The sequence below is a fragment of the Pusillimonas sp. genome, assembly GCF_044464525.1.
Lineage (GTDB): Bacteria > Pseudomonadota > Gammaproteobacteria > Burkholderiales > Burkholderiaceae_B > Pusillimonas.
The window spans coordinates 15,443-37,257 of sequence record NZ_JBIQLE010000001.1 but is presented as its reverse complement, the minus strand read 5'-3'; the positions used below and the strand labels follow the sequence as shown (position 1 = coordinate 37,257).

The following is a 21,815-nucleotide window of genomic DNA, read 5'->3' as shown; positions in this document are numbered from 1 at the left end:
GGAATGAAGAGGCATATCGAACAAGCGTTGGCACGGTTCTTGCTGGCGTTTGCAACTTAATGGCTAATGAAGCCACCCAAAAATAAAGGAGTGCCCATGAACATCTTTGAAGCCCTTCGCCAAAGCCACGAGCTTCAGCGCGACCTGGCGGAGCAAATCCTCAACACCAGCGGTGACACGCCAGAACGCTCCAACCTGTTCGAGAACTACAAATCGGTGCTGACCGCTCACGCTACTGCCGAAGAACGCCATTTCTACATCCCCATCATGGACGACGACTCGGGGGTCGAGGCTTCACGCCACGCTATTGCCGAGCATCATGAAATCGACGAACTGATTGAGCAAATTGAAGAAATCGAACCTTCAAGCCCGGCTTGGCTGGCCGTGGCAAAAAAGCTGGCCGACAAGGTGGAGCACCATCTGGAAGAAGAAGAGCAGAGGTTTTTTCAGATGGCGGGAAAAATCCTGAGCGAGAAACAGAAAACGGCCCTGGTCGAGCCGTATCTTGAGGAATACCACAAACTGCTTGAGGCCTAAGCCCCCTGTTGCTAAGGCCGCTCGATATCGTCGTACTCTAAATCGCTGAACATTTCCCGTAGCGTGCGAGGCCTGTCCTCGTGCTCGGGCAGAGTATGCAGGCGCAACTGACCAAGCGCGGATTCATCGTCCTCGCGTAGCGGCTTTGGCAACAGCCAGAATACGCTCATGCGCCGCTGATGCAGCTGCTGAGCATGAAAAAGCAAACGTCTCAATCTGATATCTCCTGATAATGCGCGCCGATGCATTGCGGCGTCTGATTCAGCAGTGGGGCAACTCGCCGGGAAAATATTTCACCAAGGCGCGGTCGACTGCAACCATGCCCATACCGTAGCACAAGACGGTGACAAGGGCGGCCTCAAGCACCATGCCCGACTGCCGCCGGCTGCTGCACCTTGACGGGCTTTTTATGTCATAATTGCCCGCTTATATCTTTGCAACGCGCGTTACTGCGGCGGCTTCCTCAACGGTTACCGCGGCAAGGCTTGTAATGTACCTGACAGATGCGTGAAACATGCGATGTCATAGCACGAAAGTTTAAATAAGGGCCTATAGCTCAGTTGGTTAGAGCAGCGGACTCATAATCCACTGCTCAAGCTGGAATGAGACGCCCACGGGAAGCAACAGAAACACCTTGCAGAAATGCAAGATTTTAGAAAAAGGGCCTATAGCTCAGTTGGTTAGAGCACCCGACTCATAATCGGATGGTCGCTGGTTCAAGTCCAGCTGGGCCCACCATTTTCCCCTTTGTTAGCGTTTCGGTACAGTTTCGGTACAGTGGCAATGCAAGAGCCCTGTTCAGGAGTGACCGATGGCTACAATTACGAAGACCCCCTCACGCACCTGGAAGGCCGTTATCCGCAAGTCTGGATGGCCGACCACCATAAAAACCTTTCGCACCAAACGCGACGCCGAAGACTGGGCACGCCGCACAGAAGACGAAATGGTGCGCGGCGTTTATATCCAACGGGCAAGCTCCGAACGCCTGACCGTCGAAGCAGCGCTGAAACGCTACCTTGCGGAAATCTCACCAACCAAGCGTCCCACCTCTGCCGCAAGTGAGGCCCGCCACGCCAAACCACTGATCCAGCATCTGGGAAAATACTCTCTCGCCGCGCTCAGCTCGGAAATCATCGCCCAGTACCGTGATGACCGCCTCGCCGGGCTGGATCGCAAAGACGCCAGAGGCCAACCAGACCCCAGGCCAAGATCCCCAAACACCGTTCGGCTCGATCTTGCCCTGCTGGGCCACATGTTCAACATCGCCATCAAGGAATGGGGCATAGGACTGACCCACAATCCTGTCCAGAGCATTCGGCGACCTGCCCCCGGCCCAGGTCGTGACCGGCGACTGACCCCGGAAGAGCATCAACGTCTTCTGGCAACAACGACTGGCTGGCAGTGCAACAGTTTACGGTAGTTGCCGGACAGGTGAAGCGACGACCAGACGTTGTGTTATTCGTCAACGGCCTGCCGCTGGCCGTTATTGAGCTCAAGGCCCCTGGCGGCGAGAACGCCACCCTGACAGGCGCTTTCAATCAACTTCAAACCTACAAGCAACAAATCCCGGCACTGTTTCGCAGCAACGCACTGCTGGTGACCTCTGATGGTCTGTCGGCGCGGGTCGGCTCGTTGTCGGCGGACCAAGAGCGCTTCATGCCTTGGCGCACTACGGACGGTCAGCATATTGAGCCAAAGGGTTCGCCTGAGATGGCCACGCTGATCGAGGGCGTGTTCGAGCGGGGGCGTTTTCTCGACTTGCTGCGTCACTTCACGGTATTCGGGGAAAGCCCGTCTGGACTGATCAAGATCATCGCCGGTTATCACCAGTTTCACGCCGTCAAGAAGGCTGTGATTTCCACGCTAAGGGCCAGTCAGTTCGCGGTTGCTGAAGACCCCGCAGTCTATGGCTTGCCTAGTGTGAAGGACCAACCGCCCGGCGACCGAAAAGCCGGAGTTATTTGGCATACTCAAGGCTCCGGCAAGAGTTTGTTAATGGCCTTCTATGCGGGGCTGCTGGTGTTCGAGCACCGCATGGCCAATCCCACTTTGGTGGTGCTCACTGATCGCAATGATCTCGATGATCAGCTTTTTGCCACCTTCGCTATGTGCAAGGACCTTATTCGGCAGACACCTGTTCAGGCGGAGGACAGGGAGCACCTGCGTACCTTGCTGTCTCGCGCCTCCGGTGGGGTTATCTTCACCACGTTGCAGAAGTTTTCGCCAGCCGCCGATGAAACGGATTTCCCGGTGCTGACTGATCGCGCCAATGTGGTGGTGATCGCAGATGAAGCACACCGAAGCCAGTACGGCTTCAAAGCCAAAGTCGCCAGCCAGACCGGTGAGATTGCTTATGGCTTCGCCAAATACTTGCGCGATGGCCTGCCCAACGCCTCATTCATCGGCTTTACGGGCACCCCCATCGAAGCGACTGACGTCAACACACCTGCGGTGTTTGGTCATTACATCGACATCTATGACATCAGCCGTGCCGTAGAAGATGGGGCGACCGTACCCATTTATTACGAATCTCGCCTGGCGCGCATTGAGCTTGATGACGATGAAAAGCCACGTATTGATGCGGAAATTGAAGCACTACTGGAAGACCAGGACGAGTCCAGCGCCGAACGTACCAAACAGAAATGGAGCACGGTCGAAGCTCTGGTAGGCAGCGATAAGCGCCTGGCATTGATCGCAAAGGATCTGGTGCAGCATTTTGAGGACAGGGTCGCGGCGCTGGATGGTAAAGCGATGGTGGTATGCATGAGCCGGCGCATCTGCGTGGCGCTTTACGACGAAATCATCAAACTGCGGCCCGAGTGGCACAGCGAGAACGATAATTCCGGCGCGGTAAAGATCGTCATGACCGGCGCTGCCAGTGACCCTGTTGAGTGGCAGCAACATATTGGCAACAAGGCACGACGTGATTTATTGGCCAGGCGAGCTCGTGACCCTAACGACCCGCTCAAGCTGGTTATCGTGCGCGATATGTGGCTGACCGGCTTTGATGCGCCCTGTATGCATACTATGTACATTGACAAGCCGATGCGCGGCCACGGCTTGATGCAGGCGATTGCTCGTGTTAACCGCGTATTCCGTGACAAGCCGGCGGGCCTGATCGTGGATTACATAGGTATTGCCCAAAATCTGAAAGCGGCACTGGCGCAGTATTCTAAACCAGACCAGGACAAGACCGGCATCGACGAAGCCGAAGCCGTGGCGGTGATGCTGGAAAAGTACGAAATCGTGCGCGACATGTTCCACGGCTTCGACTACCGCAGCGCTCTGGATGGCACACCCGGCGAGCGACTGACGATGATGGCCGGCGCCATTGAATGGATACTCGACAAGCAGCAACAGTGGGCGGCTGCCGAAAAAACACCAGAAGCCAAGAAGCAGGCCCAGCGACGCTTTGCCGACGGGGTATTGGCTTTGTCCAAAGCTTTTGCGCTGGCGTCGAGTTCTGATGAAGCACGTACAATCCGCGAGGAGGTGGGATTCTTTCAGGCCATCCGGGCCGCTTTGTCGAAGACCGCAAGCGGTAGCGGTGGAACGCGTCAGGACCGCGAGTTGGCTATCCAGCAAATAGTAAGTCGAGCGGTGGTGTCAACGGAAATCGTCGACATTCTAGCGGCGGCTGGCATCCAAACCCCTGACATCTCCATCCTCTCTGACGAGTTCCTGCTCGAAGTGCAGCAGATGGAGAAGAAGAACCTCGGCCTGGAAGCACTACGCAAGCTGCTGAACGATGACATCCGCTCACGCACCCGTACTAACGTCGTGGAAAGTCGTGCCTTTACTGAAAGACTAGAGGACGCTATTGCGCGGTACCACGCCAATGCCATCACCACAGCCGAGGTGCTGCAAGAGCTAATACAGCTGGCCAAGGACCTGCGAGCAGCCCGAGAACGCGGTGAAGCCAACGGGATGACTCAGGAGGAAATCGCTTTCTACGATGCGCTTGCCGAAAACAAGTCCGCCATGGAAGTTATGGGTGATGAGCAGTTGCGCGTGATAGCCCATGAACTACTCATGAGTCTGCGGGATAATGTCACTGTGGACTGGGCGCATCGCCAGTCAGCTCGTGCTAGGTTACGGGTTCTGGTGAAGCGAATTCTGCGCAAGTATGGCTATCCGCCGGACTTGCAGGATGCAGCAGTGCAGACGGTGCTCCAGCAGGCCGAGGCTCTGACGGAGCTGTGGCAGTTAGCTTGATGTTTCGCACAGGGCCGAGCTGGCCGCCAACTGACAAGAATTCCTTGTCAGTTGGGCTTGCCGGTGTAGAGAACTAGCAGTCAAGCTCAGCCGTTAAATCACCGCCTCAAGACCTTTGCGCTCTATCAGGTTCAACAGTTTGAGTGACGGCCCGCTCGGCTTCTTGTCACCGACTTCCCACTTTTGAACCGTTGACACACTGGTATTCAGCACGGCGGCAAAAACCGCCTGACTGACGTTCGACCGTTCACGCAGCGCCTTGATTTGCTGCGGTTGTATTTCGTGCACATCGAGATTGCACAGCGCCTCGAACTCACCCATGCGACGTTTGCTGATCAGACCGGCGCTTTGGAGCCCACGCGCCGTCTCGTGCATCTCGTCCAGAATGCGGCTGTTACGTTTTGTCGTCGCCATCACATATCTCCAAAATTTCACCGGCAGCCAGCGCAATGGCCAGTTGCCGATCATTAAAACCAAGCAGCTCCTTTGCCACCTCCTGGAGTACCCTCAGCTCGTCCTTGTCGATGTTGGACCGCTCGCTCTTGCTGAAGCCATAGAGGAAGAACCAGCGCCCCGCCATTTTCGTAGCGACGATGGTTCTTGCTCCGCCACGCTTGCCCTGGCCAGGCAATGCGACTCGCTTCTTCACAACATCGCCACCCAAATCAGCATCAATGAGCCCTTGACTCATCTCTTCGACCGCGGCACATAGGGCTGCGTCGGTTAGTCCCGCTTTCTTCATCGAGCGGGTGAAGGTGCGTGTTTTAAAGACTCGTCTCATCGCTGGACCATACCACTAAGTGCAATAGTTTTCTAGTAGATTCAGATTCCTGCCGACACTGAGAGCCCAGACAAACTCGCTCAAAAGTGAACTGCTGCTGACATCCACGGAACCTGCTCCCCAAGCCAGCCTCCAAGGAGTTCTTGGCGACTCAAGCAGTCACCAGCTAAGCGCGCCTAACTGTACTGGATAGCTGCTCCGATCGGTACAGCAGCGGTACACACATCAGTTTTGGCCATTTCCTTGTAGCGATTGATGATGGTGTGACCCGTCACCCGTGAAATGCCGAACTCACGACACAGCGACGCGATCGACTCACCGTCCAGATAGCGCGAGACAAAACGCAACTTCTCGTCCATTTTGCGACTCTCCTTCCATGGCATAGCAAGGTCCTCCTTTCTATGCCAAAACTGTAAAGGATGTGTCCGGTATAAAGTGTTAACGATGTCTCGGGATGCACAAATATCAGTGAATTAGGGCCGCCTCAGCTAGCGGCCCTTTTTGTTGGTTTTCGCCGTGTACGTATTTTCCGCTTATGGACATGACAATGGACACTATGAAACTTTCGTAGTTGAGACGTATCAGGCAGGCGGAGCCGCAGGTCCTCAATGGCCAGCAGCATCACCACTGGCTCGATGCCCGCGCCACCACTTCGCTGCTCCAGTCGACGAACGCTCGTACTACCGGGGAAAGGTGCCGGCTGTGTGGGTAAAGAACGGAAATTGGCTCCGGTTCGGCATGCGCCCCCTCAAGCACGCGGATTAGCCTGCCTGCAGCCAAGTGCTCACGCACCATGTAGCTGGCCACGCGGATCAGGCCCAAGCCGGCGATACCGGCTTCCACGTAGGCGTCGGTGTCGTCGACACGTACGTTTTCCTGCATGGCAATGGCAGTGGTCTGCGCGCCGTCCTGGAAATTCCAACGTGCCAGGCGGCCAGCGTGGCCGCCGAGGTAGCCCACCGCGACGTGCTGTTGCAAGGTCAGCAGGCTGTCAGGCGTTCCGTGCTGCGTAAGGTAATCCGGGGCACCGCAGACGATCCAGTGAAAGCGGCCGATGCGCCGGGCCACCAGCCGTGAGTTGCGTAGGGTGCCGGTTCGGATGACACAGTCCAGTCCCTGTCGCACGACATCCGCCGTGCTGTCAGACAGATGCAGTTCCAGTTCGACTCGTGGGTGGCGACGTGTGAACGCCGGCAAGGCTGCGATGAGGCAGTGCCTCGCCAGCGACGAGGTGGTGCCGATCTTGATTGTGCCGTGCAGCGCTTCGGCTTGCTGAGCGGCTTGATCCTCGGCCTCCTGCAGTTCACGCAGGATCGCCTTGCAACTGTCGTAGAAGCGCAGACCCGCATCGGTGGCGCTGACAGCGCGCGTCGTGCGATTGAGTAGCCGCGTCCCCAAATGCGATTCCAGCTCCTTGATGTTACGTGTGACGGTTGACGGAAGTACGTTCAGCGTATCGGCGGCCTGCCTGAAACTGCCGGCCTCAATCACGCGCACGAAAGTTTCCATGGCTCGCAGTCTATCCATGGTGAACATCTCCTTGTGAGGGTGAACGAGCTAAGGCGCCAGGGTTTGGGACCTCATCGCATCAGGACTGAAACGCACTTATTATTGCATATATTCAAATAGTGAAAGTTGCTTTGTCCGCTTTTTCGTCTGCTGCCATGGATCTAAACTTCCATGCATGAAAAGAATCAGCAAAAGTTTTGCATGATTCTCTTCATAAAGCCGCTCATTGGCCATTCTGGATGGTCGGTGTGAAATCATCATTTTGTTTGAATTTAGGAAGTTATGTCTATGTCAGGAAACGAATCCAATCGCCGTGACCTGCTGGTCCTTGGTGCCGGTCAACTGGGCATGGCGGTGCTGCGTGCGCTCGCTCCGTGCGCGGCCGAGCGCTGCCAATCGGTCACGGTTGTTGTCTCACCACAGACTGTCTCCAGCTCCCGCCCCGGCGATATCGAAACTCTCGGTATCCTGCAGGCGTTGGGCGTGGAGGTCATCGGCTTCGATCTGGCGGGCGACGCCGACGCCCTAAAAGCCTTGTTTGAGCGCTATCGCACGGTCGTCAACTGCACCGGCTTCGTGGCTGGCCCCGGCACGCAGTTGAAGATCACCCGCGCCGCGCTAGACGCCAAAGTCGAGCGCTATTTCCCGTGGCAGTTCGGCGTCGACTACGATGTGATCGGACGGGGCAGCGGCCAACCGGTGTTCGACGAACAATATGAAGTACGCCAACTGCTGCGCGCGCAGCAGCAAACCGAGTGGGTGATCATCTCCACCGGCATGTTCACCAGCTTCCTTTTCGAACCGGAGTTCGATGTGGTGAATCTGGCAGCTAGGACTGTCCATGGCCTGGGCTCTTGGAATACCAGGGTCACGGTCACGACACCGGAAGACATTGGCAGGCTCACCACCGAGATACTGCTGACCGAGCCGCGCATCGCCAACGAGGTGGTGTATGTGGCCGGTGATACGATTTCCTACGGCGAATTGGCTGAAGTCGTCGAGCGCGTCACCGGACAAGCGTTCGAGAAGACTCTGTGGTCGCTGGACAAGTTGCGCGCCGATCTGGCGCAGACGCCTGATGATGTCATGACGCGCTACCGTGCCGCCTTCGCACTGGGTGATGGGATGTGGTGGGACAAGGCCACCACCTTCAATGCAAAACACCGCATTGAAACGGTCGATGTCGCGCGCTATCTGCGGCACCTGTTGGAAGTCTGATCCGGTTGCTTGCGTGAGGCTGTGCGCGTCCCCCACCAGGGAACAAGCCCAGCGTGGTGCTTTCTAACGTCAGGCGTGGATCCGAAAAATCGACTAGCCGGCTGATCTCTTTGCAGCAAAACCACACACCCGAAATCGAGCTGATGTTGGTCGCTAACTAAACGGATGATTCCTCGGGCGCGGGGTCATCCAGGTGTCGGCCTGCTGCCGCAGTGGCGAGTGGACCTCCACGTCGCCCTTACGCACCTGGATGGCGAGGGTGCGGGCGATGATACTGTGTACTTTTGCGAGTGTCACCCTTCCAGCGGCGGCCACTGCCGCGCCGTATGCACGACATTCAAGATTCGCACCTGCGTTTCCACAATGTCATACACGACCATGTAGCTGCTGTGAACGACCAGTTCAAAAGTGCCCGCAGCTCTCCCGGACCGTCCCATTCTGGGATGGTTCTGGAGAGCTGCTGTTCTTTCTGAAATCAAGTCGTCAAGTGACAGAGCAGCCAGGGGGTTGTCTTGCTCAATGTAGTCGTAAATGTCTTCACGATCCCTGACGGCTTCTGGCGTCCACAGCAGCTCCATCATTCAGGTGCAGCCATACGGGCACGGGTCGCTGCGCGGCGAGCGGCAAAGCGGGCTTCAACATCAGACGCGGGAATCAGGTTGCCCGCCTCCGCAGACGCCCGCGACTGCTCGACCTTCTTCGCCAGCCAGGCATCGTATTGCTGTGCTTCTTCTTGTTGGGCCACGTAACTGCGCATGAAGTCGCGAAGAAGCTGGGCTCCAGTACGGTCATGGGCTTTGGCGGCATTGGCAAACTCAGCCTTCAGCCCGTCATCGACTCGAAAAGTAAAAGTGGCATCACTCATGGCACCATCCTCATGTGTTACACGCAATGTGCAGTGTAGCACGACACCCTGAAGGTCTCTATAAAATTGATGCCTCTATCAGAAGGTGATCTGACAGGAATTTGCCATGGCTGACGGTACAGTAGCGGTACATACATCAGGTTTGGCTAGCTGCGCATAAGTACGCTAAACTACTGACGCATAAGTACTTTCTACTTATTTTGATTACGGTTGTATACGCTTGATTTTCCTAGGTTTAGCGTTTCAGCCGCAAACTCATAATCCGTTGGTCGCTGGTTCAAGTCCAGCTGGGCCCACCAGTATTCATGCGGGTTTTCACACTTATCACCCAGAAGCAGCGAAACCCAGTGGGGGAAATATTGACGTACCCCAAAAATTAGCCTGCCACAGTGCGGGCTTTTTTTGCGCTTAAATTGCTGCATAAACATACAAATGGACATTGGACGAGCACCCGTCAATGCCGGCGACACCGACCGAACCAGCGCAGCTAGGCCATCTGCCCCATTCAGACTATCCAGGGTCGCGTGTACGCTTCGAAAAAGTCCGCTGGAGAGGGGTATGGGGAATCAGAAGCCCACTATATGTGCAGCCTGCGCGGAAATTGCCGCACTGTCTGGGCATGCCGAGCCGCATAAACACATGCGCGTCGAGGGCGAGCTGATTTTCCAAAGTGATGGCAGCTGCTATACGAGCTACCGCTGCTTAGAGTGCGATACGCTCTTCGTAAATCGGACCGACAAATGGGGCACGAAAGGTGGTTTCCAATTGCAGCCTGCCAGACGGTAGCACCCACGCTATTTGCTTACCCTTGCCCACGTCTTGGCCTCCATCTCGATCCTGCACAGCGGTCTGAGCGGCATCGCGTCAATCTCGGCGGCCGGTTCCCGTGATATAAGGGACCCAATTTTGGCCAGAAGTACTTGCAAGAAGATCATGCCTCCAACCCCACATACATATTGGCCAGTTTCCATCTGGCCTCCCGGTCCGCATAGCCGTTCAGCCCGCCATTGATGCGGCGGGTCAACCGCTCGAAGTCGCCGGCGTCGGCAAGCTCGTTGCAGCCATTGTTGACCCACCACCAGGCCGCGGATCTCGCGGCGTATTGGGGCTGCTCGAGCAATTCGGGACGCGCTATACAGCCAATGGCCAGGCTGTCCGCCACCGCCTGGTAATTGGCCCGACCGGTGACCTGGATTAGCCCTCGGCCACGAAAGCGAGAGCCATCACCCGCCTGGATGTTACCCAGGTCGGCCCTACCCTCATAACGCTGCTGCGCCGCTGTTGGCCCCATATTTCGCGGGTATAAGCGAAGCTGCCCGACTCGTGGCCGATCTGAGCCAGGAAAGCCGCCACGCGCACCGGCCCGACAATGCCGAACTCCAGGCAGGCGGCGCGCACGTGCGGATACCAATCTTGAGCCTTGCTGGCGCTCAGGCCGGTGGCTTTGCGAAACTGCTCGGAGGATAGCCAACCGCTTGTCGATACCGGCAAAATTGTCGGCGGCTCAGCGGCCGAAGACTCTGCCGGCGCAGTCAGCCAGGCTAGAAAGGCTTTGATGAGATCATTCATTACACCCCCCTCACAGTCAAGGCCACGTTCCCTCGTGCACGGATCACTTGGGATGCCACGCAGGGTTACCACGATATGCTTGACGGCGCGCATAAGCAGCTTTCACACTGGATGGAAAAGGGCTATGCCTTCGTAGCAATAAAACCGCAAACTATTTTGTCCGCATATCTTGCATGACTGTCCGGACCGCATCACAATAAACCCCGTAGACTGTCGAGTTGTCAACCATTTTTTTGAGCCTCGTCCGGTGCGGGGCTTTCTGCATTATCACGGACAGGATTAATCCGTACGCCGGGTTCCTCGCTGTCTGAAGCGCCTCTTAATAGTCTGCTATAAGAAAGAAGAGGCGATAGCAACTTTTTTAGGTGTAGCCAAGATGACTGTTCAAACGTGGAGCCGCTTGGGCTTATCGCTGCTTCTGACCGCAGCTATTTCCGGGTGTTCGTCGTCAGGCGGCTCGATCCAATGCAAGGTGAGCCCCAGCAGTTGCATGCATGAGGGCTCGTATGAACCGGGCGAAGAGGAATATGCTGAAGAGGAAGCGAAAGACCTGAACAAGGCGGCATCCAGAAAGGTGCGCCGCAGCTCCGGCTCGTGGTGGTGATGTAACCTCTAGTGCAGCGTCAAATATTGCTCGATAGTGCATTGGTTGGGTAAGCCACTGGCCCAACGACCACAGCAAGATGGGCGAGATGTTGAAACCGGCCGATCAAGCTCTTTATCAGGCCAAGCGAACAGGCCGCAATAAAATTGCCTACCTTTAACATCGCACAGCAAATGACGAATACATCCGACCTGCAAGCGCTGGTCACACGCAAGATGCCCTTCGGAAAATATCAGGGCCGGCTTATCGCCGATCTGCCCGGCCCTTACCTGGCGTGGTTCGCACGCAAGGGGTTTCCTCCCGGCGAAATAGGCCGCCTACTGGCCCTGACGCACGAGCTTGATCACAATGGGCTGCGGGGCCTTCTTGACCCGCTGCGCGAAAAAAGCGTGTGATCAGCCGGCCAGCTGTTGCTCCAGCCGATCAAGAACCTCATAGCACGGAAGCACACTGGCCGCGCTGGCTCTGGATTCGCGCCCCTCGAGTATGGCCGCCACAAACTCGCGATCTTGCAGCTCAATGCCGTTCATGGACACCGCCACGCCGCTGACGTCAATCTTTTTGTCAGCGCCAGTATAAAGATCGTCGTACGACGCGATATACGTGGCCGTGTCGCCTATGTAGCGAAATGTCGTACCCAAGGGGCCTTCATTATTGAAACTCAGCGCCAGCGTGCACAGCGCGCCGGTGCTGCTTCTTAGCTGGATCGACATATCCAGGGCGATACCCAACTGGGCATCCACATGCCCCTGCACGATATGCGCCTGGGTGATCTGCCCGCCGTCCTGATACAAGAAAAGATCAACTGTATGCGCCGCATGGTGCCATAGCAGATGGTCGGTCCAGCTTCTGGGCTCGCCCAAGGCGTTGATATTGCTACGGCGAAAAAAATAGGTTTGCGCCACCAGATGCTGCAAGCGAAACTCGCCCGCATCGATCCGCCGGCGCACATACTGGTGACTGGGGTTGAAGCGCCGTGTGTGGCCGCACATGGCGACCAGCCTGCGGCCTTGGGCCTCATCGGCCACTTCGCGGGCGTCTTCCAGCCGATCGGCCAGCGGAATTTCAACCTGCACGTGCTTGCCGGCCTTCAAACAGGCTAAAGCCTGGCGCGCGTGCATGGGAGTGGGCGTACACAGAATTACGGCATCAAGGCCTGGCAAGGCCAGGGTTTCGAGCAGGTCGGCGCCAGAGTGAGGTGCGCCAAAGCGGGTGGCCGCGCTACGTGCCTTGTCGATTTCAGGGTCCACCACCGACAACAGATTAACCCCTTCGATTAGCGCGAGCGCCGCAAGGTGCTTGACGCCAAACGCCCCGGCGCCCGCCACAGCAATATTGATGGACCTTGTCATTGCATTGCTCCTGTTGATCGAGAAGTGGGTGGCTGCGCGGCGCGCATTTTGCGCAGTTCACGGCAAAGGAGCCTGTGTTGCGGGTGTTCGCGGCCTCCCTTGCCTGCCTTCTTATGATACCGGTATTGCCGCGCACCCTGAACGGCAAAACGGGCCCATGGGGCCCGTTTTGCAGCAGGAACGAAGGCCTTACAGCCCCCGGCCCAAGAAAACACCTGCCTTACTGCCCTTCGAGAAAGCTCTTGAGCTTGTCGGACCGGCTTGGGTGACGCAACTTGCGTAGCGCCTTGGCCTCGATCTGACGAATGCGCTCGCGCGTAACATCGAACTGCTTGCCGACCTCTTCAAGAGTTTGGTCGGTGCTCATTTCGATGCCGAAACGCATACGCAACACTTTGGCCTCGCGGGGGGTAAGAGAATCGAGCACCTCTTTGACCACATCGCGCATCGACCCATGCAACGCCCACTCGGACGGCGACAGGGTGCCGGTGTCTTCGATGAAATCGCCCAGATGGGAATCATCGTCATCGCCGATCGGAGTTTCCATGGAGATGGGCTCTTTGGCGATCTTGAGGATTTTACGCACCTTGTCTTCGGGCATGTCCATCTTCTGCGCCAGCGTGGCCGGATCGGGCTCTGTGCCGGTTTCTTGCAGAATCTGGCGATTGATGCGGTTCATCTTGTTGATGGTTTCGATCATGTGCACCGGAATACGAATGGTGCGCGCCTGGTCGGCGATCGAGCGCGTAATGGCCTGACGTATCCACCACGTGGCGTAAGTTGAAAACTTATACCCGCGGCGATACTCGAACTTGTCGACCGCCTTCATCAACCCGATATTGCCTTCTTGGATGAGATCCAGGAACTGCAAGCCCCGGTTGGTGTATTTTTTGGCAATGGAAATGACCAGTCGCAGGTTGGCTTCGGTCATTTCGCGCTTGGCCTTGCGGGCCTTGGCTTCGCCCGTCGCCATGCGCTTGTTGACGTCCTTGAGGTCTTTAAGCGGCAGAACGACTCGGGTTTGAAGGTCGATAAGCTTCTGTTGCAGCTCTTGTACGGCCGGCACGTGGCGCTCGAGCGTCTCGGAATATGGATGGCCGGCGGCGACTTCCCGCAGCACCCAATCGAGGTTGGTTTCGTTACCGGGAAACGTCTTGATGAAATGCATGCGAGGCATGTCTGCGCGGTCAACGCAAATGTGCAGCACTTCGCGCTCGAGCTGGCGCACTTGCGCAACCTGCTCGCGCAGCGTGTCGGCCAGGCGCTCAACCATCTTGGCGGTAAACCGCACCCCGATGAGTTCGGCAAGAATGGCCTGCTGGGCTTCTTCGTACTCGGCCGCGTCGTAGCCCTTCGTCTCGAAAGCCTTCCGCATTTTCTCAAACCATACGGAGACGTTCTCGAACTTCTTGAGCGATTTCGTGCGCAGGTGCTCGATCTGCCTGCTGCTCATTCCACCTGCGGGGCCATCTTCGGCGTCATCGTTGTCGACGGAAACGCCCGCGCCGGCGTACTCTTCGCCCTCGTCGTCGACCAGGCCGTCGACAACTTCGTCGATTTGAGCATGGCCGTCACGCACGCGCTGCACGTATGCCAGGATTTCGTTGACGGTGGTGGGACAAGCCGCAATGGCCATGACCATATGCTTGAGGCCGTCTTCGATTCGCTTGGCGATCTCGATCTCGCCCTCACGCGTCAGAAGCTCGACTGTGCCCATTTCGCGCATATACATGCGGACGGGGTCGGTGGTGCGGCCAAAATCGGAATCAACGGTAGTGAGGGCGGCTTCGGCTTCGTCCTCGACGTCATCGTCGTTGGAGGCCACCGGCGCATTATCGTTGAGCAGCAGCGATTCGGCGTCGGGCGCCTGGTCGTAGACCGAGATGCCCATGTCACTGAAAGTGCTGATGATGCCGTCGATGGCTTCGGCATCGACCAGATCGTCGGGCAAGTGGTCGTTGATTTCGCCGTAGGTAAGGTAGCCGCGCTCTTTGCCTAGCTTGATCAGCACCTTGAGACGATTACGGCGCGCCTCTTGTTCCTCTGGCGTCATTTGGCTGCGCGCAGGGGCTTCTTTATCGCCCTTGCCGCGCTTGCCGCCGCGCTTGGGCGCCGGCTTTAGTTCGGGAATAACTTCGACATCGTTGTCGTCGTAATCGGCCGAATCATTGTTGGCGGCCTTGGCCGGACGGCCGGGACGGCGCCCCGACGGGACGGCACGAGCAGCCTTGGCGGCGGTTTTGGCCGCCGCTTTTTTAACAGCTGTCTTCTTGACGGCGGTTTTCTTGACGGCGGCCTTCTTGGCTACGGCTTTTTTCACGGCTGCTTTTTTCACGGCCGCCTTCTTGGCCGCCGGCGCGGGCGCCGATTCGGCCTTGGCATCGGCCGCAACCTTTACAGCGGTCTTGGCGGTGCTTTTGGTCGCAGCAGCCGTCTTCTTGGCTTTCTTCACGGCTTCTTGTTCAGCTACCAACGGGGTCTTACCTGTGGCTTGGGTCATAGTCGCTTCCGTAAATGCATATCAGACGCGCGGGAAATCGCGCCGGTATTGCATGGCAAAACTACTCTCGCAAGGTATCAGGCCATGCGCTCAAGGTCGATCAATTGCCCAGCGCCCAAATACCGTAAAATCCTTGTCTGACATATGTGCAAGGCCAAAAAGGGGCGACCGGCGTAAAACCGTACTTTGGCGCATTAGCCTATAGGGCAATGCGAAACTCTTTATTTTACAACACTCAGTGCGCAGAAGCACTATTCAAAAGGGCCAGTCTGCGCGTCAATTTCTGGTAGCGCTGGCGCGCGGCCTCGTCCTTCAGGCCTCTGGCAATCAGCTCGGATTGCTCGGCCTTGATGGACTCGAGTTCAATACGATGCAACGCATCGTTCCATTCAGCCAGCGGGTCGGGCAAATCATCTTGCTCCAACACCTCGGTACTTAGACTAGTAAGCACCTGCGTCAGTTCCTCGGCCGGATCGGCCGCCTGCAACAGGGCTCCGATATGGCGCGCGCCACTGGTGTGGGCTAAAGCAATCAAATCTCGTACAAGTACCAAATGGGGGCCTTGTTCCAGAATTTCAAGCTGTTGATCACCGAGGCGGTCGACGAGCTCGGGATGGGCGAGCAAAAGCCGTAACAAACGCTTGGCCATGGGCGTCACCGCCCGCGAGCGCTGCTGCCTCGTGGTTCGGGCCCTGGATGGGCGCGCCGAAACCTGTTCCCAAGGCTCTTGGGGCTCGTAGTCATCTGGCGGACCGTCCAGAAACTGCGGACCCTCGGCATCCTGGGGCCGGCTGGAATATACATTGTCCGGATGTACATTCAGAGGGGCCTCGGGCGCCGATTTCAGCATGCTCGCCAGCTCTTCAGGAGTAAGCTTTACGATCTGCGCAAACTCTCGCTCGATCTGCATGCGCAAGGTACCGGGCGGAATCGCGGCCAACAACGGCTTGGCCTCATGTACGCAGGCTGCTCGACCCTCGGCCTCGCCCAGAGCATGATGGGACCCCAGCTCATCGAGCATGAAGCGCGACAGCGGGTCCGCTTCGGCCAGTGAGGCACGAAATGCTTCTGCGCCGTACTCTCGAACGTAAGAGTCTGGGTCGTGCTCTGCCGGCAGAAACAAAAAACGTATCGAGGCGTCGTCACGCAGCAGTGGCAGGCAAACCTGCAGAGCCCGCCACGCGGCGCGTCGCCCTGCCTTGTCGCCGTCAAAACTGAAAACGACCTTGTCGCTTAACCGCAGAAGCTTTTGCACGTGTTCGGGGGTGGTGGCGGTGCCCAGCGTGGCGACGGCATTCTCAACCCCTTGCTGGGCCAGGCCCACCACGTCCATATACCCCTCGACCACCAAAACACAGCCCTCGGAGCGAACCGCAGTACGGGCCTCCCACAGGCCGTATAGCTCGCGGCCCTTGGAAAACACAGCGGTTTCGGGCGAATTCAGATACTTGGGCTCGCCTTTGGCAATAAGACGTCCGCCGAAGCCGATGATGAGCCCCCGCGTGTTCCGGATGGGAAACATGACGCGCTCGCGAAAACGATCGTAGCGGCGCCCGTCGTCAGCCTCGATAACCAGCCCCGATTCGACCAGGAGCGGGTCTTCATAGTTCGGAAAAATCGACGCAAGGCCGCGCCGGTCGCCCCCTGTCCAACCCAAACCAAAGCGCGCGGCTATTTGTCCGCTTAGGCCTCTTTGCTTCAGGTAGCCAATAGCGGCAGGAGAAGCCTTGAGGCCGCGCTGGTAGTAGGCATTCGCCGCATCGAGAATCTGCTGGTGTCGCGAAACTTCTTCTTTGCGGCGCTGCGATGCCGCCCGTTGAGCGGGGCTGCGATTTTCTTCAGGAACGACCATGCCCGCCGATGCGGCAAGGCTGCGCACAGCCTCCGGGAAGCTGGCCCCGGTGTGCTCCATGAGAAACGATATGGCGCTGCCATGTGCTCCGCAACCAAAGCAGTGATAGAACTGCTTGGTGGGGCTGACAGTGAATGAGGGAGATTTTTCGTTATGGAATGGACATAGGCCAAGCAAGTTGGCCCCGCCCTTGCGCAACTGCACATAGCGCCCGACGACGTCGACTACATCTACCCGGGCAAGAAGCTCTTGGACAAATGAGTCTGGTATCAATAGAGGCGCGGGGGCAATTGTTGGCTGCGGATGCGCTTATAGTGACGCTTGACCGCGGCAGCATGCTTGCGCTTGCGCTCGGCGGTGGGCTTTTCATAGAATTCGCGCGAACGCAGCTCGGTCAACAGACCGGTTTTTTCGATGGTGCGTTTAAAACGGCGCAGTGCGGCTTCAAATGGCTCGTTTTCTTTAAGACGAACGGTTGGCATGTATCGATAAGCCTCTTTAAAAAATTGTGGGTTTAAATGTGCCGGCGGTATTTTTATAAAGCATTAAATTCTACCATATTACCCGGTGTTGCGCTTGCCCTTGCGCACCCAAGCCTCAAGCTGATGCGGGCGCAGGCTGTCGTAATCTTCGAATGGCTGATGAATCCATGGATTGGTGGGCAGTTTCTCGACATAGTAATCGGGAGACGCTTGCGAATGGCCCTTCCACCACAATACCGCGCTTTTCATTTCGGTGATGGCCGGAAATTGCGACCGCAGGTGCTCGCCCACGCGGATGAAGGTCAGGCCGGTATCGACCATGTCATCAACCAACAGCACCCTGCCATCGAGCGTGCCGCGGGTGATGGTAATGAACTGGGCGATATCCAGAGTGCCCTGCTGAGTGCCGGCCGCCTCGCGGTAACTGCTTGTGGCCAGAATTCCCAGTGGCACGTCGTAGATACGTGAAAGCACGTCTCCAACCCGTACACCACCCCGCGCCAAGCAGATGATCTTGTCGAATTTCCAGCCAGACTCATGGATGATCAATGCAAGGCGGTCAATCTGCGCATGATATTGGTCCCAACTGACCCAAAGATCACGATCGGTGCTGGACGGCAGGTTCATGGTTCACTCCGCGTTTTTACTTGAAAGCAAGGAGCGTAATCATACCCCTGGGACAAGGCCGTTGCAAAAGAGCTCAGTTTCCGAACGGATGGCGCAACATGATGGTTTCCACACGATCAGGTCCGGTGGACACCATGTCGATGGGTACGTCGCACACCTCGGCGATACGCTGCAGGTAGCTGCGCGCATTGGCGGGCAAGGAATCGTACTCGGTAATGCCCACGGTGGAATCCTTCCAGCCGGGCATTTCCTCGAGTACCGGTTCGGCTTCGGCGGCGGCATGAGCACCGTAGGGCAGCACATCGAGGAATTCGCCTTTATAGCGATAGCCCACCCCGATCTTGATGGTCTCAACCCCATCCAGCACGTCGAGCTTTGTGACGCACAAGCCGGATATCCCGTTGATCATGACGGCGCGCTTCATGGCTGCGCCATCGAACCAGCCGCAGCGGCGCGGACGCCCCGTCACCGAACCGAACTCTTTTCCAACCGTGGCCAACCGTGCACCGGTGTCGTCCAGCAATTCGGTGGGGAACGGCCCCGAACCAACGCGCGTGGTATAGGCCTTGGCAATACCCAGCACGTAATTCAAGCTTTGCGGACCGACGCCGGCGCCCGCGGCCGCCGCGCCCGCAACGCAATTGCTGCTGGTCACGAACGGATAGGTGCCGTGGTCGATGTCGAGCAAAGAACCTTGCGCGCCCTCGAACAACAGTTTGTGGCCCGCCTTCTGGGCAATATGCAGGTTGTTTGATACATCGGTCACCATAGGCTCGATCTGGCCCGCAAGCGCCATGGCCTGGTCGCGCACTTCGTCGGACGAAACGGCTTTGGCGCCCAGGTATTGAGTTAGCACGAAGTTATGATAATCAAGGGCTTCGTTAAGCTTTTCTTCGAAAATCGCCGGATCGTATAGATCTTGCACCCGCAATGCGCGTCGAGCGACCTTATCTTCGTATGCCGGCCCGATACCCCGGCCCGTCGTGCCGATCTTGCCTTCGCCCTTGCGCAATTCGCGGGCTTGGTCCAGCGCCACGTGATAGGGCAGGATAAGGGGGCACGCCAGCGAAATCTGTAGACGCGAGCGTACATCGAGGCCGGCCTGTTCGAGTTCGTTGATTTCCTTCAATAGCGCTTCAGGCGACAAGACCACGCCGTTGCCGATGTAGCAGGTAAGGTCCGGGTGCATGATGCCCGAGGGAATCAGGCGCAGAATTGTCTTCTGGCCCTTGATCCACAGCGTATGGCCCGCATTATGGCCCCCTTGGAAGCGCACCACGCCCTGGGCGGACTCCGCCAGCCAGTCGACGATCTTCCCTTTGCCTTCATCACCCCACTGGGTGCCTATCACGACGATGTTCTTGCTCATAACGTTTCAATATACGGCCCGCCAGGGGCCCAAAAAGGTTGAACCGCGAGCCGGCGGACGGCTCTACGAAAAAAAGAATTTAGTTAATAGCTTTAACCTGCCACTGCCCACCGACAAGAACAAGCTCGCGATCGACGGTGAACTCGTCAAGGTCGTGCGACTGCCCAGGCAACGCCTGGACTACGATCTCGCCGGCCGTGCGCAATGCGCGCAAGGTTTCCATCAAATCGGGGTCGGTTCCCCACGGCGCGCGGATAGCCTTGGCAAGCGTGGCGGGCGGCAAGCCCGAAGATAGCTTGCGCAGATCGAGGCTGAAGCCCGTGGCCGGGCGCTCTCGGCCGAACGCTCGTCCAACGCCGTCGTATCTTCCACCCTTGACCAGCGCATCATGCCAGCCCTGGGCGTAAATCGAAAACATCACGCCGGAGTGATAGCCGTAGCCGCTGCCGGCATCGGCCAAGTCGATACTGAACTCGTACTCGGGCATGGCTTGAATGAGCGTGTTCAAATCGGCAAGAGCCTGACCGATGCGAGGCAGGTCAGGCAACGCGGCACGGGCTTCGGCCAATATGCTTGCGTCGCCGTACAGCGATGGCAACACGACAAGGGCGTCGAGGGTTTCGGCGCGTAGATCAGGCAAACGCTTTGCCAGCGCCCTGATGCCGGGAACATCTTTGGTGCTGAGCAGGTCTATGACCTCGCCGGCCACCGGCGCCAACGCCAGGTCGGAATCGATCAAACTGTGCACAATGCCTTGGTGATTGAGATCAAGCCGGGCGCCCTGCACTCCTGCACGCTGCACACTTTCCAGAGCGAGCTGGATGATTTCGATATCGGCCTCGACACCCGCGTGACCGAACAGTTCGGCGCCGATTTGCAGCAATTCGCGGTCGGACAACAGCCCCGCCGGGCGCGCATGTAGCACGGAACCACAGTAGCACAGGCGGGTGACACCTTCGCGGTTTAGCAAATGGGCATCGATGCGTGCGATCTGCGGCGTGATGTCGGCACGCAAGCCCAACGTACGGCCCGACAACTGATCGACCAGCTTGCAGGTTCGCAAGGCCAGGTCGCTGCCCTTTTCGGACAGAAGGGAATCGAGATATTCAACCAACGGTGGCGCCACAAGCTCGAACCCGTAGGCGCGATATAGATCCAGAAGCTCTCGACGCAGTTCTTCAATGCGGCGCGCTTCGGCCGGAAGTACGTCAGCCAAGCTTTCAGGCAACAACCAGGTGGATATCATGCGTTTCGGTTCAATACGGGTGGGTCGGGTCCAAACAAAAAGCGACCGGGGGCGTAAGCCCGCCAAGTCGCTTGCGGAGGTATTTCAACTTACGGCGTATTGTACCGTGATGTGGCGTCATTCCCAAATTGGCTTGCCGACACGGCACGCGACCGCGCCACGGCAAGCTTGCCGTGGGTTGCGGACCTACTGCGCACGAGCCGGCTCGACGCCGCGCACGCTTTCCCAGTAACGGAAGAACTGGGAATCGGGACTGATTACGAGAAGGTCGTCCTTGCTGGAGAAGGCCGCTCGGTAACCCTCGAGACTTTTATAGAAACTATAAAAATCGGGGTTTTTGCCATAGGCCTCGGCGAAAATCGAGGTGGCCTGGGCATCGCCCTGGCCTCGGATCTCTTGAGCCTGCGCATACGCGGTGGCCAATAGTTCCTGTCGCTGGCGGTCGGCCTGAGCGCGAACCCGCTCGCTGTCGGCTGCACCGGTGGCGCGCAAGCGATTGGCCTCTTCCTTGCGCTCGGCCTCCATGCGCCGATACACGGATTCAGAAATTTCAGGTGCGAAATCGATACGACGCAGCCGAACGTCGACCACCTCGACACCCAAGGGACGAGCCCGGTTATCGACTGTGGTCAGCATTTCTTTCATGATGTCGCCGCGCTCGCTGGAAACGACCTCTTTGACCGTGCGCACGTTGACCGATGCGTTGAGCGCATCGCGAATCTGAGCGCTGAGTCGTTCTTCGGCGGCTCGTGTATTAGCGCCGAATGTGACGTAAAACTGGCGCGGGTCGGTAATACGCCACTTGACGAATGAATCGATCAGCAGGTTCTTTTTCTCTGCTGTCTGGATACGCTCGGGGTCTTTGCTTTCGATCGTTTGCAGGCGCTTGTCGAGGCGCACGACATTCTGGAACGGAGGCGGCAGCTTGAAATACAAGCCCGGTTCAGTAATGGTTTCGCGTACTTCACCCAGGGCGAAGACAAGCGCCGAATCGCGCTCGCGCACGACGAAGACGCAAGAAGACAAAATGGCCAGAACGATGAGAAGGCCGATCAGATAAGGAAAAAAGCGTTGCATGAGGGCCTCCGG

At 57.6% G+C, this 21,815-nt stretch carries 22 protein-coding genes, 1 tRNA gene and 2 pseudogenes; 8 read left to right on the top strand and 17 right to left on the bottom strand.

Annotated features, from left to right (window positions below):
* The first annotated feature begins 96 nt into the window (after positions 1-96).
* Entirely contained in the window at positions 97-537 is a 441-nt protein-coding gene (locus ACIY1O_RS00190; RefSeq protein WP_397473042.1) for a hemerythrin domain-containing protein, read from the top strand.
* A gap of 11 nt (positions 538-548) precedes the next feature.
* On the opposite strand, the gene ACIY1O_RS00185 is transcribed toward ACIY1O_RS00190, so the two are convergent.
* Positions 549-752, bottom strand: coding sequence for a hypothetical protein (locus ACIY1O_RS00185; protein WP_397473041.1), 204 nt, complete (start codon positions 750-752; stop codon positions 549-551).
* Between the two features lie 446 nt (positions 753-1,198).
* Between ACIY1O_RS00185 and ACIY1O_RS00180 the strand changes: the two genes are divergently transcribed.
* The 3 genes and pseudogenes from ACIY1O_RS00180 to ACIY1O_RS00170 all read left to right on the top strand — a co-directional run.
* A tRNA-Ile gene (locus ACIY1O_RS00180) sits at positions 1,199-1,275 on the top strand.
* 73 nt (positions 1,276-1,348) lie between these two features.
* Positions 1,349-1,918: pseudogene (locus ACIY1O_RS00175) on the top strand (site-specific integrase); the annotation flags it as partial.
* Between the two features lie 5 nt (positions 1,919-1,923).
* Positions 1,924-4,752, top strand: a pseudogene (locus ACIY1O_RS00170) (type I restriction endonuclease subunit R); the annotation flags it as partial.
* A gap of 93 nt (positions 4,753-4,845) precedes the next feature.
* On the opposite strand, the gene ACIY1O_RS00165 reads toward ACIY1O_RS00170, so the two are convergent.
* The 4 genes from ACIY1O_RS00165 to ACIY1O_RS00150 all read right to left on the bottom strand — a co-directional run bounded on the left by ACIY1O_RS00165 (position 4,846) and on the right by ACIY1O_RS00150 (position 7,042).
* Entirely contained in the window at positions 4,846-5,166 is a 321-nt protein-coding gene (locus ACIY1O_RS00165; protein ID WP_397473040.1) for a helix-turn-helix domain-containing protein, read from the bottom strand.
* A complete protein-coding gene (locus tag ACIY1O_RS00160; RefSeq protein WP_397473039.1) occupies positions 5,147-5,533 on the bottom strand; it encodes a type II toxin-antitoxin system RelE/ParE family toxin in 387 nt (128 codons plus the stop codon). The genes ACIY1O_RS00165 and ACIY1O_RS00160 overlap by 20 nt, the downstream gene beginning before the upstream one ends.
* Before the next feature lie 176 nt (positions 5,534-5,709).
* The gene (locus ACIY1O_RS00155) at positions 5,710-5,892 is read right to left on the bottom strand and encodes a helix-turn-helix domain-containing protein (protein ID WP_397473038.1); all 183 of its coding nucleotides are present in this window, start codon (positions 5,890-5,892) and stop codon (positions 5,710-5,712) included.
* A gap of 262 nt (positions 5,893-6,154) precedes the next feature.
* The gene (locus ACIY1O_RS00150; RefSeq protein ID WP_397473037.1) at positions 6,155-7,042 is read right to left on the bottom strand and encodes a LysR substrate-binding domain-containing protein; all 888 of its coding nucleotides are present in this window, start codon (positions 7,040-7,042) and stop codon (positions 6,155-6,157) included.
* 288 nt (positions 7,043-7,330) lie between these two features.
* Here ACIY1O_RS00150 and ACIY1O_RS00145 point away from each other — a divergent pair, with 288 nt between their 5' ends.
* Positions 7,331-8,260: an aromatic alcohol reductase gene (locus tag ACIY1O_RS00145; RefSeq protein WP_487047362.1), complete on the top strand. Its 930-nt coding sequence runs from the start codon at positions 7,331-7,333 to the stop codon at positions 8,258-8,260.
* 293 nt (positions 8,261-8,553) lie between these two features.
* Here the strand turns inward: ACIY1O_RS00145 and ACIY1O_RS00140 are convergent, their stop codons facing one another.
* The 4 genes from ACIY1O_RS00140 to ACIY1O_RS00125 form a co-directional block, all read right to left on the bottom strand.
* Complete coding sequence (locus tag ACIY1O_RS00140; protein WP_397473035.1) at positions 8,554-8,841, bottom strand: type II toxin-antitoxin system RelE/ParE family toxin; 288 nt, start codon at positions 8,839-8,841, stop codon at positions 8,554-8,556.
* Positions 8,838-9,125 (bottom strand): CopG family ribbon-helix-helix protein, encoded by a 288-nt coding sequence (locus ACIY1O_RS00135; protein WP_254002960.1) that lies wholly within the window; start codon positions 9,123-9,125, stop codon positions 8,838-8,840. The genes ACIY1O_RS00140 and ACIY1O_RS00135 overlap by 4 nt, the downstream gene beginning before the upstream one ends.
* 931 nt (positions 9,126-10,056) lie before the next feature.
* A complete protein-coding gene (locus ACIY1O_RS00130) occupies positions 10,057-10,287 on the bottom strand; it encodes a hypothetical protein (RefSeq protein WP_397473034.1) in 231 nt (76 codons plus the stop codon).
* 32 nt (positions 10,288-10,319) lie between these two features.
* Positions 10,320-10,694, bottom strand: coding sequence for a hypothetical protein (locus ACIY1O_RS00125; protein WP_397473033.1), 375 nt, complete (start codon positions 10,692-10,694; stop codon positions 10,320-10,322).
* Positions 10,695-11,070: 376 nt separating this feature from the next.
* Here ACIY1O_RS00125 and ACIY1O_RS00120 point away from each other — a divergent pair, with 376 nt between their 5' ends.
* From ACIY1O_RS00120 to ACIY1O_RS00110, 3 genes are read left to right on the top strand one after another with little or no spacing between them, the layout of a single operon-like run.
* On the top strand, positions 11,071-11,298 hold the full coding sequence (locus ACIY1O_RS00120) for a hypothetical protein (protein WP_397473032.1): 228 nt from the start codon (positions 11,071-11,073) through the stop codon (positions 11,296-11,298).
* A gap of 40 nt (positions 11,299-11,338) precedes the next feature.
* Positions 11,339-11,458: a diguanylate cyclase domain-containing protein gene (locus tag ACIY1O_RS00115; RefSeq protein WP_397473246.1), complete on the top strand. Its 120-nt coding sequence runs from the start codon at positions 11,339-11,341 to the stop codon at positions 11,456-11,458.
* A 13-nt stretch (positions 11,459-11,471) separates the two neighbouring features.
* Positions 11,472-11,693 carry a DUF3820 family protein gene (locus tag ACIY1O_RS00110; RefSeq protein WP_397473031.1) on the top strand — a complete coding sequence of 74 codons (222 nt, stop codon included), beginning with the start codon at positions 11,472-11,474 and terminating at the stop codon, positions 11,691-11,693.
* Here the strand turns inward: ACIY1O_RS00110 and ACIY1O_RS00105 are convergent, their stop codons facing one another.
* The 8 genes from ACIY1O_RS00105 to hflC all read right to left on the bottom strand — a co-directional run bounded on the left by ACIY1O_RS00105 (position 11,694) and on the right by hflC (position 21,803).
* On the bottom strand, positions 11,694-12,650 hold the full coding sequence (locus ACIY1O_RS00105) for a Gfo/Idh/MocA family oxidoreductase (RefSeq protein ID WP_397473030.1): 957 nt from the start codon (positions 12,648-12,650) through the stop codon (positions 11,694-11,696). It lies immediately after the preceding gene.
* A gap of 220 nt (positions 12,651-12,870) precedes the next feature.
* Positions 12,871-15,150 carry an RNA polymerase sigma factor RpoD gene (rpoD, locus tag ACIY1O_RS00100; protein WP_397473029.1) on the bottom strand — a complete coding sequence of 760 codons (2,280 nt, stop codon included), beginning with the start codon at positions 15,148-15,150 and terminating at the stop codon, positions 12,871-12,873.
* 235 nt (positions 15,151-15,385) lie between these two features.
* Complete coding sequence (dnaG, locus tag ACIY1O_RS00095) at positions 15,386-17,275, bottom strand: DNA primase (RefSeq protein WP_397473028.1); 1,890 nt, start codon at positions 17,273-17,275, stop codon at positions 15,386-15,388.
* The gene (gene rpsU / locus ACIY1O_RS00090; protein ID WP_301116611.1) at positions 17,272-17,484 is read right to left on the bottom strand and encodes a 30S ribosomal protein S21; all 213 of its coding nucleotides are present in this window, start codon (positions 17,482-17,484) and stop codon (positions 17,272-17,274) included. Before rpsU ends, dnaG begins: the two co-directional genes overlap by 4 nt.
* A 78-nt stretch (positions 17,485-17,562) precedes the next feature.
* Positions 17,563-18,111 carry a phosphoribosyltransferase gene (locus ACIY1O_RS00085; protein ID WP_397473027.1) on the bottom strand — a complete coding sequence of 183 codons (549 nt, stop codon included), beginning with the start codon at positions 18,109-18,111 and terminating at the stop codon, positions 17,563-17,565.
* 73 nt (positions 18,112-18,184) lie between these two features.
* Entirely contained in the window at positions 18,185-19,480 is a 1,296-nt protein-coding gene (locus ACIY1O_RS00080) for an adenylosuccinate synthase (protein ID WP_397473026.1), read from the bottom strand.
* A 79-nt stretch (positions 19,481-19,559) separates the two neighbouring features.
* Positions 19,560-20,723, bottom strand: coding sequence for an ATP phosphoribosyltransferase regulatory subunit (locus ACIY1O_RS00075; protein WP_397473245.1), 1,164 nt, complete (start codon positions 20,721-20,723; stop codon positions 19,560-19,562).
* A 189-nt stretch (positions 20,724-20,912) separates the two neighbouring features.
* Positions 20,913-21,803, bottom strand: coding sequence for a protease modulator HflC (gene hflC, locus ACIY1O_RS00070; RefSeq protein WP_397473025.1), 891 nt, complete (start codon positions 21,801-21,803; stop codon positions 20,913-20,915).
* Positions 21,804-21,815 lie beyond the last annotated feature (12 nt).

Bases quoted from the DNA above. Each gene is read 5' to 3' on its own strand.
- rpoD (WP_397473029.1), bottom strand. From the start codon at position 15,150: ATGACCCAAGCCACAGGTAAGACCCCGTTGGTAGCTGAACAAGAAGCC.
- ACIY1O_RS00140 (WP_397473035.1), bottom strand. From the start codon at position 8,841: ATGATGGAGCTGCTGTGGACGCCAGAAGCCGTCAGGGATCGTGAAGAC.
- ACIY1O_RS00145 (WP_487047362.1), top strand. From the start codon at position 7,331: ATGTCAGGAAACGAATCCAATCGCCGTGACCTGCTGGTCCTTGGTGCC.
- hflC (WP_397473025.1), bottom strand. From the start codon at position 21,803: ATGCAACGCTTTTTTCCTTATCTGATCGGCCTTCTCATCGTTCTGGCC.
- ACIY1O_RS00080 (WP_397473026.1), bottom strand. From the start codon at position 19,480: ATGAGCAAGAACATCGTCGTGATAGGCACCCAGTGGGGTGATGAAGGC.
- ACIY1O_RS00125 (WP_397473033.1), bottom strand. From the start codon at position 10,694: ATGAATGATCTCATCAAAGCCTTTCTAGCCTGGCTGACTGCGCCGGCA.
- rpsU (WP_301116611.1), bottom strand. From the start codon at position 17,484: ATGCCAACCGTTCGTCTTAAAGAAAACGAGCCATTTGAAGCCGCACTG.
- ACIY1O_RS00150 (WP_397473037.1), bottom strand. From the start codon at position 7,042: ATGGAAACTTTCGTGCGCGTGATTGAGGCCGGCAGTTTCAGGCAGGCC.
- ACIY1O_RS00105 (WP_397473030.1), bottom strand. From the start codon at position 12,650: ATGACAAGGTCCATCAATATTGCTGTGGCGGGCGCCGGGGCGTTTGGC.
- ACIY1O_RS00190 (WP_397473042.1), top strand. From the start codon at position 97: ATGAACATCTTTGAAGCCCTTCGCCAAAGCCACGAGCTTCAGCGCGAC.
- ACIY1O_RS00165 (WP_397473040.1), bottom strand. From the start codon at position 5,166: ATGGCGACGACAAAACGTAACAGCCGCATTCTGGACGAGATGCACGAG.
- ACIY1O_RS00155 (WP_397473038.1), bottom strand. From the start codon at position 5,892: ATGGACGAGAAGTTGCGTTTTGTCTCGCGCTATCTGGACGGTGAGTCG.
- ACIY1O_RS00160 (WP_397473039.1), bottom strand. From the start codon at position 5,533: ATGAGACGAGTCTTTAAAACACGCACCTTCACCCGCTCGATGAAGAAA.
- ACIY1O_RS00120 (WP_397473032.1), top strand. From the start codon at position 11,071: ATGACTGTTCAAACGTGGAGCCGCTTGGGCTTATCGCTGCTTCTGACC.
- ACIY1O_RS00135 (WP_254002960.1), bottom strand. From the start codon at position 9,125: ATGAGTGATGCCACTTTTACTTTTCGAGTCGATGACGGGCTGAAGGCT.
- ACIY1O_RS00110 (WP_397473031.1), top strand. From the start codon at position 11,472: ATGACGAATACATCCGACCTGCAAGCGCTGGTCACACGCAAGATGCCC.
- ACIY1O_RS00085 (WP_397473027.1), bottom strand. From the start codon at position 18,111: ATGAACCTGCCGTCCAGCACCGATCGTGATCTTTGGGTCAGTTGGGAC.